Consider the following 15,305-nt stretch of genomic DNA (forward strand, 5'->3'; position numbering starts at 1 on the left):
GTCTCGAGCTGCTCCAACGGATTGAATCTTTAGCCCGATTTTGATTTCAGCATCGCCGTTGTCAATGGCACAAGCATAATGCCCTTGGAGTCCAGTGTCTTGAGCCAGGCGCCGAGCCGCTCGATCGAGACCGGCAACGCCGAGGCGACGCCCACCGCCGTGCCGCGTTCCTTGGCGATCGTTTCCAGCTTGACCAGCGCGCGGTCGATTTCCGCCGACGTCGGCACCGCGTCGATGGCGAAATCGGCCTTCGCGAACGGCAATGCCTGGCCCGCGGAAAGGTTCTGCGCGACGCTACGTGGGGTGGAACCGTCGTCGAAATAGCTCAGGCCGCGCTTGGCCGCTTCGCGGACGATGGGCTGCATCACGGGATCGGCCGCAACGAACCGGCCTCCCATGAAATTGGCGATCCCCGCATAGCCTTGCAGGCGGCTGAGGTGCCAATAGAAGCGGTCGAGGTTCTGCTCGCTGCTCAGCGTGGTCAGCAGGGTTTGCGGCCCGGGATCGTTGTCGGGATAGTCGAACGGCTCCATCGGGATCTGCAGCAGGATCTCGTGACGCTGGGTCCGGGCACGTTCCGCAAGCTTGCCCGGATCGGAGCCATAGGGCGTGAAGGCCAGCGTCACCGCCGGCGGCAGCTTCATGATGGCGTCGGTGGTCTTGGCGGCGCCGACGCCGAGGCCGGCGACCACGATGGCGACCACGGGCATCCGGGCGGCCTTGGCGCGGTCAGCCTCGGCCGCGTAGACCGTGAACGGCTTCAGGCCGTCGGCGACCACCGGGATCATGCCGTAGCGTGACTTTTCCAGCAGGCGCGGATCGATGCCGGTCATCGCGAGTGGCGGCGAATCGCCACCGGCCTTGTCGGCCGGATCGCCGGCGCCGATCACCACGTCCTGGCGCTTGCCGCTGGAGCCGTCGATGATGGTGACGGTTCTCGCGTCGCTGGCTGCGGCCGGCACCCTGGCGGCGGATTTGGCCGCCGGTTCGGCCGCCGCCTGGGCGGCTGGAGCGTGCTTGTCGTCAGCAGCGGCGGGCGGGGGATTGCGGAGCGTGACACGGGCGATCGGCTCGCCCCCGAGCGGGTTGTTGTTGAACAGCGCGATGCCGACAAAGCCGACCAGCACGAGCCCGAGCAGCACGGCGAACGCCTGCATCGCCGTGAATGGCAGGCGAAACCGGCGCGTCCTGCCCACGGTCGTCTGCCCAAGCGGCGTGCTCAGTTCGTCGGCCGCTTCTGCCATGACCCTCCCCGAATCAACAGCGCGAACGATAGCACGATGCGGTGCATTCCCGCGCGCCGGCCTGCCCGGCAAAGCACGGTTACGGGTGGACACCGAAAGCAGAAAGGGCGGCCCGTGGGCCGCCCTGTTCGCCGAATCGATCGGATTAAATCAGTTCGCGGCCTTGTTGCCCGGCTTGTCGACCGCGGCCTTGTCGCGCGCGGCCTCCGGCGCCGCCGGTGCGCTCGAGGTCGACTTGATGCCGTGCAGCAGGTCGTCGGCCATCTTCAGCGCCTTGTCGTCCTTGGCGTCCGGCGGGACGTAGGACTGCGAGCCGGTCTTCTCGTCGCCGTCGTTCTTGAGATGGCCGCGCAGCGAGGCTTCGCCCTTGGTGTCGGTGCGCGCCTTCAGCTCTTCCGGCACGTCCTGCAGCACCTCGATGTCGGGCACGATGCCCTTGGCCTGGATCGACTTGCCCGACGGCGTGTAGTAGCGCGCGGTGGTCAGGCGCAGCGCGCCATTGCCCGAGCCGAGCGGGATGATGGTCTGCACCGAGCCCTTGCCGAACGAACGGGTGCCGACCAGCGTCGCCCGCTTGTGGTCCTGCAGCGCGCCGGCGACGATTTCGGAGGCCGATGCCGAGCCGCCGTTGATCAGCACGATCACCGGCTTGCCCTTGGTCAGGTCGCCCGGATGGGCGGCGCGGCGCTGGGTTTCCTCGGCGTTGCGGCCGCGGGTCGAGACGATCTCGCCACGCTCCAGGAAGGAGTCGGACACCGTGACCGCTTCTTCGAGCAGGCCGCCGGGGTTGTTGCGGAGATCGATGACGTAGCCCTTCAGCTTGTCGCCGATCTGGCCCTGCAGATTGGTGATCTCCTTCTTCAGGCCTTCGGTGGTCTGCTCGTTGAAGGTGGTGATGCGGATATAGGCGATGTCATCGGCCTCGACGCGCGCACGCACCGAGCGGACGCGGATGTTGTCGCGCACCAGCGTGACGTCGATCGGATTGTCCTGGCCCTTGCGGATGATCTTGAGCTTGATCTTGGTGTTGACCGGACCGCGCATCTTCTCGACGGCCTGGTTCAGCGTCAGGCCCTGCACCGCCTCGTCGTCGAGGGTCGTGATGATGTCGTTGGCCATGATGCCGGCCTTCGAGGCCGGGGTGTCGTCGATCGGCGAGACGACCTTGATCAGGCCGTCTTCCATCGTGACCTCGATGCCGAGGCCGCCGAACTCGCCGCGGGTCTGCACCTGCATGTCGCGGAAGCTCTTGGCGTCCATGTAGCTCGAGTGCGGGTCGAGGCCGGTCAGCATGCCGGAGATCGCGGATTCGACCAGCTTGCTGTCATCGGGCTTCTCGACATAGTCGCTGCGCACCCGCTCGAACACGTCGCCGAACAGATTGAGCTGGCGATAGGTGTCCGACGTCGCGGCGCGCGCGCTCGATCCCATCAGCACAGCGCGGGGCTGCGTAACAAAAAGCGTCAGGGCCGCGCCGGTGGCGGCGCTAAGGAGAATTACCGAAGTCTTGCGCATCATCCGCGAACCTTTTCGCCTTCATTTGCGGCCCACCATGGACCTGGATCGATTGGAGTGCCGTCTTTCCGGAACTCGACATAGAGCACTGGCTGGCTCGCATTTGTCGCGAGAATGGATGCAACTTGGGACGTCGACCCCATGGTCGCAACCGGCTCCCCCGTAAGTACAAACTGGCCGATGTTTACCGAAATACGCTCCATCCCGGCGATCAGGACATGATACCCGCCCCCGGCATTGAGGATCAAGAGTTGTCCATAGCTACGGAAAGGACCAGCGTAAACAACCCAGCCGTCACACGGGGTTGTGACCTGTGCGCCCGGCTTGGCTGCCAAAGAAATGCCTTTTTGTACGCCCCCCGCGCCGTCGGAGCCGCCAAATTCGCGAATCTTGGTGCCATTCACGGGATAGGAGAACAGGCCTTTGGCCGAGGCGAAAGCGACCGCCGGGCTCATGCGGGCCGGGTCCTTGAGCGCCCCCAGATTCGGCTTGCCGTTAACCGTCGCCGGCGCTCCCTGGAGGCTGGCCGTGGCGGCGGCCTTGGCCGCGCTCTTGAGATCCTGCTCCATCTTGGCGATCAGGGTCTGCAGATTGTCGGCCTGCTTCGACAGCGCGATGGCACGGGCGCCTTCGGCCTCCATGTCCTTTTCGGCCGCGCTCTGCTGCCGTTGCCGTTCGTCGACCAGGGCCGCCAGGCGGGTCTGGTCTTCCTTCAGCTTGTCGCGGTCGGCCGCCAGCGCGTCGCGCTCGGTCGAGATGGTCTTGCGCAGCGCCACCAGCTCGCCGAGATCGGCCGCAAGCTTCTCGGCGCGGACGCGCAACTCCGGCACCACGGCGCCGAGCAGCATCGCGGTGCGCAGCGATTGCAGCGCATCCTCGGGCCGCACCAGCAGCGCCGGCGGCGTGCGTCGTCCGGCGCGCTGCAGCGCGGCCAGCACCTCGATCACCTCGGAGCGGCGTGAATCGAGCGAGGCGCGGATTTCGCGCTCACGGCCGTCGAGCGGCTGCAGGCGTGCCTCGGCGTCCGCGATCCGCGTCTCGACGCCGCGGACCTGGCCGGCAATATCGATCAGCTGCTGATTGAGCTTGCTGCGGTCCTGGCCGATCGCGGCGATGTCGGCCTTCAGCTTCTCCTGCAGCTCGGTCGCCTTGCGCTGCTGCTCGCGCGCGGCCTCGAGTTCCTGCTCGCGCTGCTTGATCGCATCGGGCGATGTCTCCGCGGTTGCGGCCTGCTGCGCCGGCGGCGCGGATTGCTGCGCTGGTGGTGTCGCTTGCGCATGCGCCGCGGCCAGCGGATAGGCGGCGAACATCGCGAGCGACAGCGGCAGCGATGCCGGCAGCCGGCGGCGGCGGGCGGCGGTGCCGAGATGCAAAGCCGAATACGAAGCTGTGTCCCGCTTGTGCTGCATTCGCGTGAGTTCAGTGGTTTCGACTGTCCGTCACCACGCCTTACGCGCGATGATAGGGGTGGCCGGCCAAAATGGTTGCGGCGCGATAAATCTGTTCCAGAAGCATGACGCGGACCATTTGATGCGGCCAGGTCGCGGAGCCGAATGCAATTCGCAACAAAGCCTTGCGCTGCAATTCAGGCGAAAGTCCGTCTGCGCCGCCGATCACGAAGACAGTATGTGCTGTTCCCTCGTCGCGCCAGCGGCCGAGCTGCCGGGCAAAGGTCGCACTGTCGATGCTCTTGCCGCGTTCGTCGAGGGCGACCAGCGCGTGCTTCTCAGGCAGCAATGCGGAGATCGCCGCAGCCTCCTCGGCAATGCGCGCGGCGGTGTCGCGCGCGCGGCTTTCCGCGATCTCGTGGATGTCGAGGCCGCGAAACCCCAGCTTGCGACCGATATCCTCGAAGCGCTCGCGGTAACGCTCAGCGAGCTCCCGTTCAGGGCCCTGTTTCAGACGGCCGATGCAGATCACGACGAGGCGCATCAACGCAGACTAGCTGCGCTGCAGCCGATTCGCATCGGCTTCGAACCCCCTTAGACCGCCGCGACCGCCGGGTTCTGAGTCCACAACCGTTCGAGATTGTAGAACTCGCGCACCTCAGGCCTGAACACGTGCACGATCACCTCGCCGGAATCGATCAGCACCCAGTCGCAATTGGGCAAGCCCTCGACATGGATGTTCTTGACCCCGTTCTCCTTGAGGCTCTTCGTCACATTTTCCGCGATCGCGCCAACGTGCCGGTTAACCCGGCCGGTGGTGACGATCATGTAGTCGGAATATGCGGATTTGCCCCGAAGGTCGATGGTGACCGTCTCTTCCGCCTTCATGTCCTCGAGGCGGGAGAGGATCAGGCTCAGCGTCTTGTTGGCATCCGGTTTGTCGGCGTCCGGTTGCGCCTGCAAGGCCGCGGTTTTGGTCGATGTTTTACGCGCAGTCTTTGGAACCTTGGGTAAAACAGACTTTGACAATACAGATGTGGCCAGGGACCATTCCTTTCACTGTATCGCGGGTGCCGAATCCTCGGCCCCACGCGCCATATTACGCATGTGGGGTTAATGTTTTCAATATTCCAGTAACCCTTTTGCGCTTCATGCCGTTCTCCAGCTCCCGTCCGGGTTCCGAAGTCCGGTCGAAGACAAATTGGATTTCATTCCTGTCAGGAACACCCAGGCCGGCGCCTGCTGGTCGGCCAGCCGTGTCGCCTGATTTTCGGGCATGCGATAGCGCGCGAGCGCCTGCGCCGCCGGTGCGGCAAGGGCGCGGAAGCTTTGGGGCGGACGGTCGATCACGGCAATCGGCACATCGGACGCGATGCGCCGCCAATCTTTCCAGCGATGAAATTGCGCGAGATTGTCAGCGCCCATGATCCAGACGAAGTGCACGCCGGAGACACGGCGGCGCAAGTGGATGATCGTGTCCACAGTGTAGCTGACGCCAATGACAGCTTCGAGACAGGAGATGTCGATGCGCGGATCATCAGCAACGCGGCGCGCGGCCTCGGCGCGCTCGGCAAGCGCGTGCAGGCCATCATGGTTCTTCAGCGGATTGCCCGGCGTCAGCAGCCACCACACGCGGTCGAGCTGCAGGCGCTTGAGCGCGAACAGGCTGATGGCGCGATGCGCGGCGTGCGGTGGATTGAACGAGCCGCCAAGCAGCCCGATGCGCATGCCGTTGGTATAGAACGGAAGCGCTTGGGCTGCGGATAACGACACGCTCGATGCTTGCTGCAATGGCTTACCGTGCGCGTGCGACAATGATCACGGCCGCGTCTGCCCGGTGCCGTGGACGCGGTACTTGAAGCTCGTCAGTTGCTCGGCGCCGACCGGCCCGCGGGCGTGGAATTTGCCGGTAGCAATTCCGATCTCAGCGCCGAAGCCGAACTCGCCGCCGTCGGCGAACTGGGTCGAGGCGTTGTGCAGCACGATCGCCGAATCGACCTCGTTGAGAAATCTTTCCGCGGCAGCGGCATCCTCCGTCACGATCGCATCGGTGTGATGCGAGCCGTGATTTTGAATATGCGCAATCGCTTCATCGAGACCGTCGACGATCCTCGCCGAGATGATCGCGTCCTCATATTCGGTGTCCCAGTCCTCGTCGGATGCGGGCTTCACCCTGGCATCGGCGCTTTGCACGACGTCGTCGCCGCGCACCTCGCAGCCTGCATCGATCAGCAGCTCGACCAGCGGCTTCAGCTTTGTCGCGGCAGCGTTGCGATCGACCAGCAGGGTCTCGACGGCGCCGCAGACGCCGGGACGGCGCATCTTGGCGTTCAGCACGACCGCCTTGGCCATATCGAGCCTGGCGCTGGCATCGACGTAAATGTGGTTGACGCCCTCGAGATGCGCGAACACCGGAACACGTGCCTCCGCCTCGACGCGTGCAACGAGACTCTTGCCGCCGCGCGGTACGATCACATCGATGCCGCCGTTCAATCCCGTCAGCATCAGGCCGACGGCCGCACGGTCACGGGTCGGCACCAGGGTGATCGCAGCCTCGGGCAGGCCGGCTTCACGCAGGCCCTGCACCAGGCAATCATGGATCGCGCGGCAGGAGCGGAAACTGTCCGAGCCGCCGCGCAGGATCACGGCGTTGCCGGACTTCAGGCACAGCACACCGGCGTCGGCGGCGACATTGGGCCGGCTCTCGAAGATCACGCCGATGACGCCGAGCGGCACGCGGACGCGTTCGATGGTCATGCCGTTCGGCCGCTGCCAGCTTTCGGTGACGGCGCCGACCGGATCGATGATCTCACGCACGGTCGCAACGCCATCGGCCATGCCGGCGACGCGCGCCGGGGTCAGCGTCAGGCGGTCGACGAAGGCGGAGGTCATGCCGCTCGCGCGCGCCTCGGCGACATCCTCGGCATTGGCGGCGAGGATGGCCGGCGCGTTGGCGCGGATCGCGCGTTCGATCGCGGCGAGCGCCCGGTCCTTCTGCTCCGGCGGCGCCAGCGCCAGCACGCGCGCGGCGGCGCGCGCCTTGGCGGCGAGGTCGGTCATCAGGGCGGTGAGATCGGCGTTGCCGTCGATCGCCTTCAGGGGGGCGCTCATGAAACTACCAGCTTTGGACTAAGGCCATGTTCTAGCATGGCAATTGAAGGGTGGCGAGGCGCGGAACCGACATGGCAGGTGGGCGGCAGGCCGCCCGCTCGGCCCAGCAGGTTATTTGGGCCTATTTGGGCGGGATCGCCCCGGCCGGGCCGATCACCAAGTCGTCGCGATGGATCATCTCGGACCGGCCGCTGATGCCCAGAATGGCCATCACGTCGGGCGAGGAGCGGCCCATGATCTTCTCGGCGTTCTCGGCGTCGTAGGCGACCAGGCCGCGGCCGATCTCATGGGTGTCGGGGCCGCGCACCACCACGGCATCGCCGCGGGCGAACTGGCCGTCGACCCGGATCACGCCGGCCGGCAACAGGCTCTTGCCGGCGCGCAGCGCCGCGACCGCGCCGGCATCGATGGTCAAGGTGCCCTTCGGCTCGAGCGAGCCTGCGATCCAGCGTTTGCGCGCGGCGACGGGATTGGCGGGGGTCAGGAACCAGGTGCAGCGGCCGCCATCGGCGATCGCAGCAAGCGGGTGCTCGATCTTGCCGGAGGCGATCAGCATGTGGGTGCCGGCGGTGGTCGCGATCTTCGCGGCCTCAATCTTGGTGGTCATGCCGCCGCGCGACAATTCGGACCCGGCCGAGCCGGCCATCCCCTCGATCTCCGAGGTGATGCTTTCGACCACCGGGATCAGCCTGGCGTCGGGATCGACCGCGGGCGGCGCGGTGTAGAGGCCGTCGATATCGGACAGCAGGATCAGAAGATCCGCGCTCGCCATGGTGGCGACGCGGGCGGCGAGGCGATCATTGTCGCCGTATCGGATCTCGGTGGTCGCGACCGTGTCATTCTCGTTGATCACGGGCACCGCGCCCCATTCCAGCAGCTTTGCGATCGTCGAGCGCGCGTTGAGATAGCGGCGGCGCTCCTCGGTGTCCTGCAGCGTCACCAGGATCTGCCCGGCGCCGATGCCGTGATGGCCGAGCACCTCCGACCAGATTCGCGCCAGCGCGATCTGGCCGACCGCTGCGGCAGCCTGGCTCTCCTCGAGCTTCAGCGGGCCGCGCGGCAGCTTCAGGCGGCTGCGGCCGAGCGCGATCGAGCCCGACGACACCACCATGACCTCGCAGCCTCGCTTGTGCAGCTTTGCGATGTCCTCGACCAGCGCGGCGAGCCAGGACGCGCGCACCTCGCCGGCCTGCGAGTCGACCAGCAGCGACGAGCCGACCTTGACGACGATGCGGCGAAAGTTCTTGAGCGCGGGGCGTTTCATGGATTCGGTCTGGCAGGAAGGTGGAAGCAATAGACGCCACAATGTGGCTTGGGAAGTCCAGGCGTTGCGCGGCTTGTGCCGTTCAACCCTGCGGCACCGGCGTCGCCCACGGCTCCGCCTGACCCTTGGCCTTGTTGGACACCGGCGCCTCGCCGATCACGTCGACCAGCGCGCGCAGCGCATCCTGCACGCCTTCGCCGGTCGCGCCTGACAGCAGCAGCGGCGTCTTCTTCGCCGCCCGCTTGAGGCGGTCCTTCTGCTTCTTCAGTTCGTCGGGCGCGACCGCGTCGATCTTGTTGAGCGCGACGATCTCGATCTTGTCGGCGAGCTGGCCCTCATAGGCTTCGAGCTCGGTACGCACCGTCTTGTAGGCCTTGCCTGCATGCTCGCAGGTCGCGTCGACCAGATGCAGCAGCACGCGGCAGCGCTCGACATGGCCGAGGAAGCGGTCGCCGAGCCCGGCGCCTTCATGCGCGCCTTCGATCAGCCCGGGGATGTCGGCGAGCACGAATTCGCGGCCGCCGAAATTCACCACGCCAAGCTGCGGATGCAGCGTGGTGAAGGGATAGTCGGCGATCTTCGGCCGTGCCGCGCTGACCACCGACAGGAAGGTCGATTTGCCGGCATTGGGCAGGCCGACCAGGCCGGCATCGGCGATCAGCTTCAGCCGCAGCCAGATCCAGCGCTCTTCGCCGGGCGCGCCGGGATTGGCGTTGCGCGGCGCGCGGTTGGTGGAGGATTTGAAATGCGCGTTGCCGAAGCCGCCATTGCCGCCTTCAGCCAGCACGAATTTCTCGCCGAGTTCGGTGAAGTCGTGCAGCAGGGTCTCGCGGTCCTCGTCGAACACCTGGGTGCCGACCGGCACCTTCAGCACGATCGGCTTGCCGTTGGCGCCATGGCGGTCCTTGCCCATGCCATTGGTGCCCTTCTGTGCCTTGAAGTGCTGCTGGTAGCGGTAATCGATCAGCGTGTTCAGTCCGTCGACGGACTCGATGATGACGTCACCGCCGCGACCGCCATTGCCGCCGGAGGGACCGCCGAACTCGATGAACTTCTCGCGCCGGAACGCGACGCAGCCGTTGCCGCCGTCGCCCGAGCGAATATAGACCTTGGCTTCATCGAGGAATTTCATGATCCGCTCTAGTTAGGGCAGGGTGGCCTTTGCGGCAACCCGGAAAGGCCCTGACTTCAGCGAAAAGCCTTAATTTTCGGGCCTTTTTGCGGCCCAAGCGGCTAAGCAGGCCGTCTCCGGACCAGGAATTTCTGCATCCCCTCCAGCACCAGCTCGCGGCGCTGGTTGTGCACGGTCGAGCGCAGCGTCACGACGCCGGTGGTCTTGCCCGGCGACAGCTCGATCACCTCCAGCGCGGGGTAGATGGTATCGCCGGCATAGACCGGTTTCAGGAACTTGCTCGATTGCTCGAGGAAGCCGATCAGCGACTCCTCCACGACATAGGGAAACAATCCGGCGCCGGGCGCGGTGTGCACAAGGGTCTGGAAGCCGTGGGCGAGCAGATCAGGCATGCCGCGCGTGCGGCAATATTCGACGTCGTAATGGATCGGATGGGTGTCGCCGCTGGCGGTCTGGAACGCCGCGAACACGGCCGAGGTCTGGGTCCGGCTGGGAATCACGAAGCGCTCGCCGAGCACGAAATCCTCGAACCAGCGCTGCGCGGGGACCATGCGATGCTGGGTGGGGTCGAAGTCGCTCATGCGGCGTTTCCTGCTCTTTTTGTTGCCGGGATCAGCTACCGGTATCGCAGCGACGCAGGTGCGGCAATCCGTTCAATTCGTCATGCCCGGGCTTGTCCCGGGCATCCACGCCTTTAAAACCGGACGACTCGGGAACAAAAGCGCAAGTCTGCTCATGAGCCTGTTCGCAAAGCTGTCCTCCTACGACGACCGGTCGGCGCGGCTCGCCGGCATCGGGTTGATGCTGCTGTCGATCTTCATGTTCTCGTTCGGCGACGCGATGGGCAAATTCATCGTCGCCACCTATTCGGTCGGGCAATTGTTGTGGCTGCGCGCCTGCGCGGCGCTGCTCGTGCTGCTGCCGATCGTATGGCAGCGGCGCGCGGATTTCCTGCATCTGGAACGCCCGTGGCTGCAATTGCTGCGCGTCACGCTGTCGACGGTGGAGGTCGCGGCATTCTTCCTGGCGACTGTCTATCTGCCGCTCGCCGACGTCATCACCTATTACCTCGCCGGACCGATCTTCGTCACCGCGATGTCGGGCCTCGTGCTCGGCGAGCATATCGGTTGGCGGCGCTGGACCGCGATCCTGGTCGGCTTCTGCGGGGTGCTGATCGCGCTCCGGCCGTCGGCGCAGACCATCAGCTGGCCGGCGATGATCGCGCTCGGCGGCAGCCTGTCGTTTGCGGTGCTGATGCTGATCACGCGCTCGCTGCGCGCGACGCCCGATATCGTGCTGGCGACGTCGCAATTCGGCGGCACCTTCATCCTGGGCCTCGTGCTCTCGCCGTTCGGCTGGGTGACGCCATCAGCCGGCAGCCTCGTGCTGTTCTTCACCGCCGGCATCATCTCGGTCGCGGCGCTGCTTTGCGTCAATCGTTCGCTGAAGCTCGCGCCGGCGAGCGTCGTGGTGCCGTACCAATATTCGATGATCGTCTGGGCGGTGATCTTCGGCTTCGTGGTGTTCGGCGACGTGCCGTCCTGGGCCACCATCATCGGCGCCGCTATTATCATCGCGGCAGGCCTCTACATCTTCGTGCGCGAGCAACAGCTTGGACGGCCGGACTCCGCGGTGAATCCGCCGGCGTGATGTTTACCCTCCCCTGGAGGGGGAGGGTCGACGCGAATGCAATGAGCGGCGGGGTGGGGTGAAGGTCTCTCCTCATCCAACGGTGCCCGAGTGGAGAGATCACCCCACCCCGTTGCGCCTTCCGCTGCGCTTCATGCGCAACGACCCTCCCCCTCCAGGGGGAGGGTGAAGCCAAAAGTCTCAGCTCTCCCGCCGGGTCGAGTTGTTCCAGCTCTTCAGCGACGCCCAGACGCCGCGCGACAGGCGGAAGCAGTCGACCGGGCTCGAGGAGCCCAGCGCCTCGAAGCGGTGCAGCTCGACGCCGCCCCACTGGAAGCCGCACTTCTCGAGGATGTTGCGCGACGACGGGTTGACGACGCGGGCGCCCGAGATCAGCTGGTCGAGATCGAATTCCTCGAAGAAGTAATCGATCACCGCGCGCGCGGCCTCGGTGCCGAAGCCCTGGCCCCAATAGTCGACGCCGAGCCAGTAGCCGAGTTCGGCCGATGTCTCCTCGCGCCAGTCGATGCCGACCATGCCGATCGGCGTGTGATTGTTCTCGATCAGGAAAACGGTCTCGCGTCCGCCGGCGCCGAGTGCGCGCACGAAGTCGATGGCGTCGTCGTGGGTATAGGGATGCGGCAGGCGGCGGGTGTTCTCCGCGATGCGGCGGTCATTGGCGAGGCGTGCGATTGCTTTTACGTCCGCGAGCGTCGGCTTGCGCAATGTCAGCCGTTCGGTCTCGAGGACGCAAGCTCTTGCCTCGCGCAAGGTCGGCGTCGGGATGTCCTGCAACATGTCGAGCTCCTGTGATGCGAAAAAATCTGTACGCAACGCTTGGAACGTCACGCGCGGTCGAACTGGAACGCGCGCAACAAAAAGGGGAGGCCGGTCATCCTGCCTCCCCTTGGAGCCCTTTGCGACTCCGCCGGTTCAACAGGACCCGGCGGACTCATGTGTGTCCACCGTCTACTCGGCCGCCTCTGCCATCGGAATAACCGATACGAACGTGCGGCCGTTGGCTTTGGCACGGAACTCGACATGACCCTCGACCTTGGCGAAGAGAGTATGATCGGTGCCCATGCCGACATTAAGGCCAGGATGCCAGGTGGTGCCGCGCTGACGCGCGATGATGTTTCCGGGGATCACGCGCTCGCCACCGAACGCCTTGATGCCAAGGCGCTTGCCCTTGGAATCACGCCCGTTGCGCGATGAACCGCCTGCTTTTTTGTGAGCCATGGCTCGTCTCCGACTTCGCTTTGATCTCTAGATCAATTCCTTGACGGAATCATTTCACGTTTTGTCACGCTTCACATCTGAAAGCGCGACGATCACTTCTTCTTAAGCCTTGGCCGCGGCCTTCTTGGCCGGAGCCTTCTTCGCGGCCGGCGCCTTTGCGGGCGCCTTCTTCTTGGCCGCCTTCGGCGCTGCGTCCTCGCCATCGGCGGGCGCTGCGACCTTTTCCTTCTTCGGCCTCGGGCCGACGGTCGGCTTGGCGTTATCGGCGAGGATCTCGGTGATGCGAAGCACCGTGAGCTCGTCGCGATAGCCGCGCTTGCGGCGTGAATTCTTGCGGCGACGCTTCTTGAACGCGATCACCTTGGCGCCGCGCTTGTGCTGCAGCACTTCGGCTGCAACGGACGCGCCTGCCACGGTGGGCGCTCCCAGCACCGGCGCATCACCGCCGAGCACCAGAACTTCGCCAAGCTGCACGATCGTGCCGACATCGCCGGCGATCTTGCCTATCTCGAGTACATCATTCGGAACGACACGGTACTGCCGGCCGCCGGTTTTGATGACTGCGAACATCGTTTGATTCCTTCGTGTTCGATCCCGGCCTCGGACGGTTCGCCCGGGTCGGCTTTTTGTTCAGTCGCTATGGGTTGCGTGTCTCGTGCGAAGGGAATGAATTCCCAAATGGTCCGCACAAAAACAATCGGCGCGAGAAATCCCCGCGCCGGATGGGGGGACTTATAGCCGCAAACGACCGAGAGTCAAGGTAAAGCAGGGCAAAAACCGGCCAAAAATGAAGGGTTTGGCATGGTTTTGGCCCGGATTGGCGGCTCAAGCCTGCGCCTGAGCCGCGGTCCTGGCGTGGCGGCGGATGGTCTGGGGCGGCTGGCCCAGCACCCGCAAGAACGCCCGCCGCATCCGTTCGCGGTCGGCAAAGCCGGTCTCACCGGCAATTTCGTCCATCGAATGGCGGCCGGCGCCGATCAATTCGCGCGCCGCCTCGACGCGGAGATGCTCGATCGCCTTGGCCGGCGATTGGCCGGTCTCCGAACGGAAGGCGCGGCTGAACTGGCGCGGGCTGAGCCGTGCGACGGCGGCCAACTCCTCGACCGAGAGCTCGTTGCGCAGATGCGCCTTGGCGTAATTGAGCGCGTTCTGGATGCGGTCGGATTTCGGGTCGAGCTCGAGCAGCGCCGAAAACTGCGATTGTCCGCCGGTGCGGCGGTGATAGACGACGAGCTTGCGCGCCACCGAACGGGCGACCTCGACGCCGAGGTCATGCTCGACCATCGCCAGCGCCAGATCGATCGTCGCGGTCATGCCGGCCGAGGTCCAGATCGGTCCGTCGACGATGTAGATGCGATCCTGCTCGACCTTGAGCCCGGGGAATCGTGCCTGCAATTCGGGGGCGAATTGCCAGTGCGTGGAGACGCGCCGGCCGTCGAGCAGGCCGGCTTCAGCCAGCGAGAAGGCACCGATGCAGGGCGCGGCGATCCGCTGCGATGTCCTCACGGCGCGTCGCATGTAGTCGATCAACTTCGCCGACGCCGGGTGAAGCTCGTGGCCGGCGCCGATGAACAGCGTGTCGAAGCTGCGATCGCCAAAGGCTTCGGTTTCGACATTGAAGCCGGCGGATGACCGCACCGGGCCGCCAGCCTCCGACAGCAGCGTGACCTCATAGAATGGCTCGCCTGCGATCAGGTTGGCGACCTCGAAGGCGGTGATGGCGGTGAAGCCCATCACCTGGAATTCCGGGAAGACGACGAAGCCGATGTGCTGCATGGAACCCTCCGGCCGTAATTCACGTCCTAAAAAGGTGTATATATGACATTTGAGCCATGCAAGGGGGCTTGTAAAACTTGAGCCGCGGCCAAAACCGGCCGCCCAGGTCAAACAGGAGACCAACATGACCAAGTCAGCCAAAGGAACGGCGCTCGTTACCGGTGCGTCGTCCGGAATCGGTGCCATCTACGCGGACCGGCTCGCACGGCGTGGCTACGATCTGATCCTCGTCGCACGCAACCGCGAGCGCCTCGACGGGCTTGCCAGGCGTCTGTCGGCGGAGACAGGCCGATCGATCGAGATCGTTGCCGCCGACCTCGGCAAGCGCAGCGACGTGTCACGGATCGAATCCATTCTGCGCAGCAATACCGGCATCAGCGTGCTGGTGAACAATGCGGGCGTCGGTGCAACCGCGCCGCTGCTCGCATCCGATGTCGACAAGATGAGCGACATGATCGCACTCAATGTCGATGCGCTGATGCGCCTGACCTATGCGGCGGTGCCGGGATTCGTTGCGCGCGGCGGCGGCACCGTCGTCAACATCGCCTCGGTCGTCGGCGTCGCGCCGGAAATCCTCAACGGCGTCTACGGCGGCAGCAAGGCCTTCGTGCTCGCGCTCACGCAGTCGCTGCAGCATGAGCTCAAGGACAAGAACATTCGGGTCCAGGCCGTGCTGCCGGGGGCCACCGCGACCGAGTTCTGGAACGTGGCCGGGACGCCGGTCGAGCATCTGCCCGGCGAGATCGTGATGAAGGCCGAGGACATGGTCGATGCCGCGCTCGCCGGTCTCGATCAGGGCGAGGTCATCACCGTGCCTGCGCTGCCGGATGCCGCCGATTGGCAGGCCTATGAGTCAGCCCGCCAGAAGCTGATGCCGAACCTGTCGCGCAGTACGCCTGCGGCGCGCTACGGGGTGAAGGCCGCCTGACGCCCCTCGCGAAAATTGCGTCCCGCGCAGGCCGAGTGCCCGAGCGCGGGACGCAACCATTTGAGTTCCCGGCCGTTAC

16 protein-coding genes are annotated in these 15,305 nt (G+C 65.4%); 2 read left to right on the top strand and 14 right to left on the bottom strand.

The window, feature by feature from the left end:
• Positions 1-29: 29 nt before the first annotated feature.
• The 10 genes from I6F38_RS35545 to I6F38_RS35590 all read right to left on the bottom strand — a co-directional run bounded on the left by I6F38_RS35545 (position 30) and on the right by I6F38_RS35590 (position 10,235).
• Positions 30-1,244 carry a divergent polysaccharide deacetylase family protein gene (locus I6F38_RS35545; RefSeq protein ID WP_225163715.1) on the bottom strand — a complete coding sequence of 405 codons (1,215 nt, stop codon included), beginning with the start codon at positions 1,242-1,244 and terminating at the stop codon, positions 30-32.
• 150 nt (positions 1,245-1,394) lie between these two features.
• Positions 1,395-2,762, bottom strand: coding sequence for a S41 family peptidase (locus I6F38_RS35550; protein WP_057020912.1), 1,368 nt, complete (start codon positions 2,760-2,762; stop codon positions 1,395-1,397).
• Positions 2,759-4,168: a peptidoglycan DD-metalloendopeptidase family protein gene (locus I6F38_RS35555; RefSeq protein ID WP_225163716.1), complete on the bottom strand. Its 1,410-nt coding sequence runs from the start codon at positions 4,166-4,168 to the stop codon at positions 2,759-2,761. The genes I6F38_RS35550 and I6F38_RS35555 overlap by 4 nt, the downstream gene beginning before the upstream one ends.
• Positions 4,169-4,208: 40 nt before the next feature.
• Positions 4,209-4,691, bottom strand: a complete 483-nt coding sequence (gene rlmH / locus I6F38_RS35560) for a 23S rRNA (pseudouridine(1915)-N(3))-methyltransferase RlmH (protein WP_076834612.1) — start codon at positions 4,689-4,691, stop codon at positions 4,209-4,211.
• Between the two features lie 50 nt (positions 4,692-4,741).
• The gene (rsfS, locus tag I6F38_RS35565; RefSeq protein ID WP_016847840.1) at positions 4,742-5,110 is read right to left on the bottom strand and encodes a ribosome silencing factor; all 369 of its coding nucleotides are present in this window, start codon (positions 5,108-5,110) and stop codon (positions 4,742-4,744) included.
• Positions 5,111-5,296: 186 nt separating this feature from the next.
• Complete coding sequence (locus I6F38_RS35570; protein ID WP_080583350.1) at positions 5,297-5,920, bottom strand: nicotinate-nucleotide adenylyltransferase; 624 nt, start codon at positions 5,918-5,920, stop codon at positions 5,297-5,299.
• A 45-nt stretch (positions 5,921-5,965) separates the two neighbouring features.
• Positions 5,966-7,258 carry a glutamate-5-semialdehyde dehydrogenase gene (locus I6F38_RS35575; RefSeq protein ID WP_225163717.1) on the bottom strand — a complete coding sequence of 431 codons (1,293 nt, stop codon included), beginning with the start codon at positions 7,256-7,258 and terminating at the stop codon, positions 5,966-5,968.
• A gap of 121 nt (positions 7,259-7,379) precedes the next feature.
• A complete protein-coding gene (gene proB / locus I6F38_RS35580; RefSeq protein WP_225163718.1) occupies positions 7,380-8,522 on the bottom strand; it encodes a glutamate 5-kinase in 1,143 nt (380 codons plus the stop codon).
• An 82-nt stretch (positions 8,523-8,604) separates the two neighbouring features.
• On the bottom strand, positions 8,605-9,654 hold the full coding sequence (gene obgE / locus I6F38_RS35585) for a GTPase ObgE (protein ID WP_225163719.1): 1,050 nt from the start codon (positions 9,652-9,654) through the stop codon (positions 8,605-8,607).
• A 101-nt stretch (positions 9,655-9,755) separates the two neighbouring features.
• A complete protein-coding gene (locus I6F38_RS35590) occupies positions 9,756-10,235 on the bottom strand; it encodes a MaoC family dehydratase (protein ID WP_069277297.1) in 480 nt (159 codons plus the stop codon).
• 154 nt (positions 10,236-10,389) lie between these two features.
• Here I6F38_RS35590 and I6F38_RS35595 point away from each other — a divergent pair, with 154 nt between their 5' ends.
• Positions 10,390-11,304, top strand: a complete 915-nt coding sequence (locus tag I6F38_RS35595) for a DMT family transporter (RefSeq protein ID WP_016847846.1) — start codon at positions 10,390-10,392, stop codon at positions 11,302-11,304.
• 180 nt (positions 11,305-11,484) lie between these two features.
• Here the strand turns inward: I6F38_RS35595 and I6F38_RS35600 are convergent, their stop codons facing one another.
• From I6F38_RS35600 to I6F38_RS35615, 4 genes are all read right to left on the bottom strand, one after another.
• The gene (locus I6F38_RS35600) at positions 11,485-12,081 is read right to left on the bottom strand and encodes a GNAT family N-acetyltransferase (protein WP_016847847.1); all 597 of its coding nucleotides are present in this window, start codon (positions 12,079-12,081) and stop codon (positions 11,485-11,487) included.
• A 171-nt stretch (positions 12,082-12,252) separates the two neighbouring features.
• The gene (gene rpmA / locus I6F38_RS35605) at positions 12,253-12,522 is read right to left on the bottom strand and encodes a 50S ribosomal protein L27 (protein ID WP_016847848.1); all 270 of its coding nucleotides are present in this window, start codon (positions 12,520-12,522) and stop codon (positions 12,253-12,255) included.
• Positions 12,523-12,624: 102 nt separating this feature from the next.
• Positions 12,625-13,092, bottom strand: coding sequence for a 50S ribosomal protein L21 (rplU, locus tag I6F38_RS35610; RefSeq protein ID WP_225163720.1), 468 nt, complete (start codon positions 13,090-13,092; stop codon positions 12,625-12,627).
• A 255-nt stretch (positions 13,093-13,347) separates the two neighbouring features.
• Positions 13,348-14,298, bottom strand: a complete 951-nt coding sequence (locus I6F38_RS35615; protein WP_225163721.1) for a GlxA family transcriptional regulator — start codon at positions 14,296-14,298, stop codon at positions 13,348-13,350.
• Between the two features lie 124 nt (positions 14,299-14,422).
• Here I6F38_RS35615 and I6F38_RS35620 point away from each other — a divergent pair, with 124 nt between their 5' ends.
• Positions 14,423-15,226 carry an SDR family oxidoreductase gene (locus tag I6F38_RS35620; RefSeq protein ID WP_225163722.1) on the top strand — a complete coding sequence of 268 codons (804 nt, stop codon included), beginning with the start codon at positions 14,423-14,425 and terminating at the stop codon, positions 15,224-15,226.
• Positions 15,227-15,305: the final 79 nt, after the last annotated feature.

Origin of the sequence: Bradyrhizobium sp. BRP56 (genome assembly GCF_020194035.1) — a bacterium.
Lineage (GTDB): Bacteria > Pseudomonadota > Alphaproteobacteria > Rhizobiales > Xanthobacteraceae > Bradyrhizobium > Bradyrhizobium australafricanum.

Bases quoted from the DNA above. Each gene is read 5' to 3' on its own strand.
- I6F38_RS35615 (WP_225163721.1), bottom strand. From the start codon at position 14,298: ATGCAGCACATCGGCTTCGTCGTCTTCCCGGAATTCCAGGTGATGGGC.
- rpmA (WP_016847848.1), bottom strand. From the start codon at position 12,522: ATGGCTCACAAAAAAGCAGGCGGTTCATCGCGCAACGGGCGTGATTCC.
- I6F38_RS35555 (WP_225163716.1), bottom strand. From the start codon at position 4,168: ATGCAGCACAAGCGGGACACAGCTTCGTATTCGGCTTTGCATCTCGGC.
- I6F38_RS35550 (WP_057020912.1), bottom strand. From the start codon at position 2,762: ATGATGCGCAAGACTTCGGTAATTCTCCTTAGCGCCGCCACCGGCGCG.
- I6F38_RS35620 (WP_225163722.1), top strand. From the start codon at position 14,423: ATGACCAAGTCAGCCAAAGGAACGGCGCTCGTTACCGGTGCGTCGTCC.
- proB (WP_225163718.1), bottom strand. From the start codon at position 8,522: ATGAAACGCCCCGCGCTCAAGAACTTTCGCCGCATCGTCGTCAAGGTC.
- rlmH (WP_076834612.1), bottom strand. From the start codon at position 4,691: ATGCGCCTCGTCGTGATCTGCATCGGCCGTCTGAAACAGGGCCCTGAA.
- I6F38_RS35595 (WP_016847846.1), top strand. From the start codon at position 10,390: ATGAGCCTGTTCGCAAAGCTGTCCTCCTACGACGACCGGTCGGCGCGG.
- I6F38_RS35590 (WP_069277297.1), bottom strand. From the start codon at position 10,235: ATGAGCGACTTCGACCCCACCCAGCATCGCATGGTCCCCGCGCAGCGC.
- I6F38_RS35575 (WP_225163717.1), bottom strand. From the start codon at position 7,258: ATGAGCGCCCCCCTGAAGGCGATCGACGGCAACGCCGATCTCACCGCC.
- rplU (WP_225163720.1), bottom strand. From the start codon at position 13,092: ATGTTCGCAGTCATCAAAACCGGCGGCCGGCAGTACCGTGTCGTTCCG.
- I6F38_RS35600 (WP_016847847.1), bottom strand. From the start codon at position 12,081: ATGTTGCAGGACATCCCGACGCCGACCTTGCGCGAGGCAAGAGCTTGC.
- I6F38_RS35545 (WP_225163715.1), bottom strand. From the start codon at position 1,244: ATGGCAGAAGCGGCCGACGAACTGAGCACGCCGCTTGGGCAGACGACC.
- obgE (WP_225163719.1), bottom strand. From the start codon at position 9,654: ATGAAATTCCTCGATGAAGCCAAGGTCTATATTCGCTCGGGCGACGGC.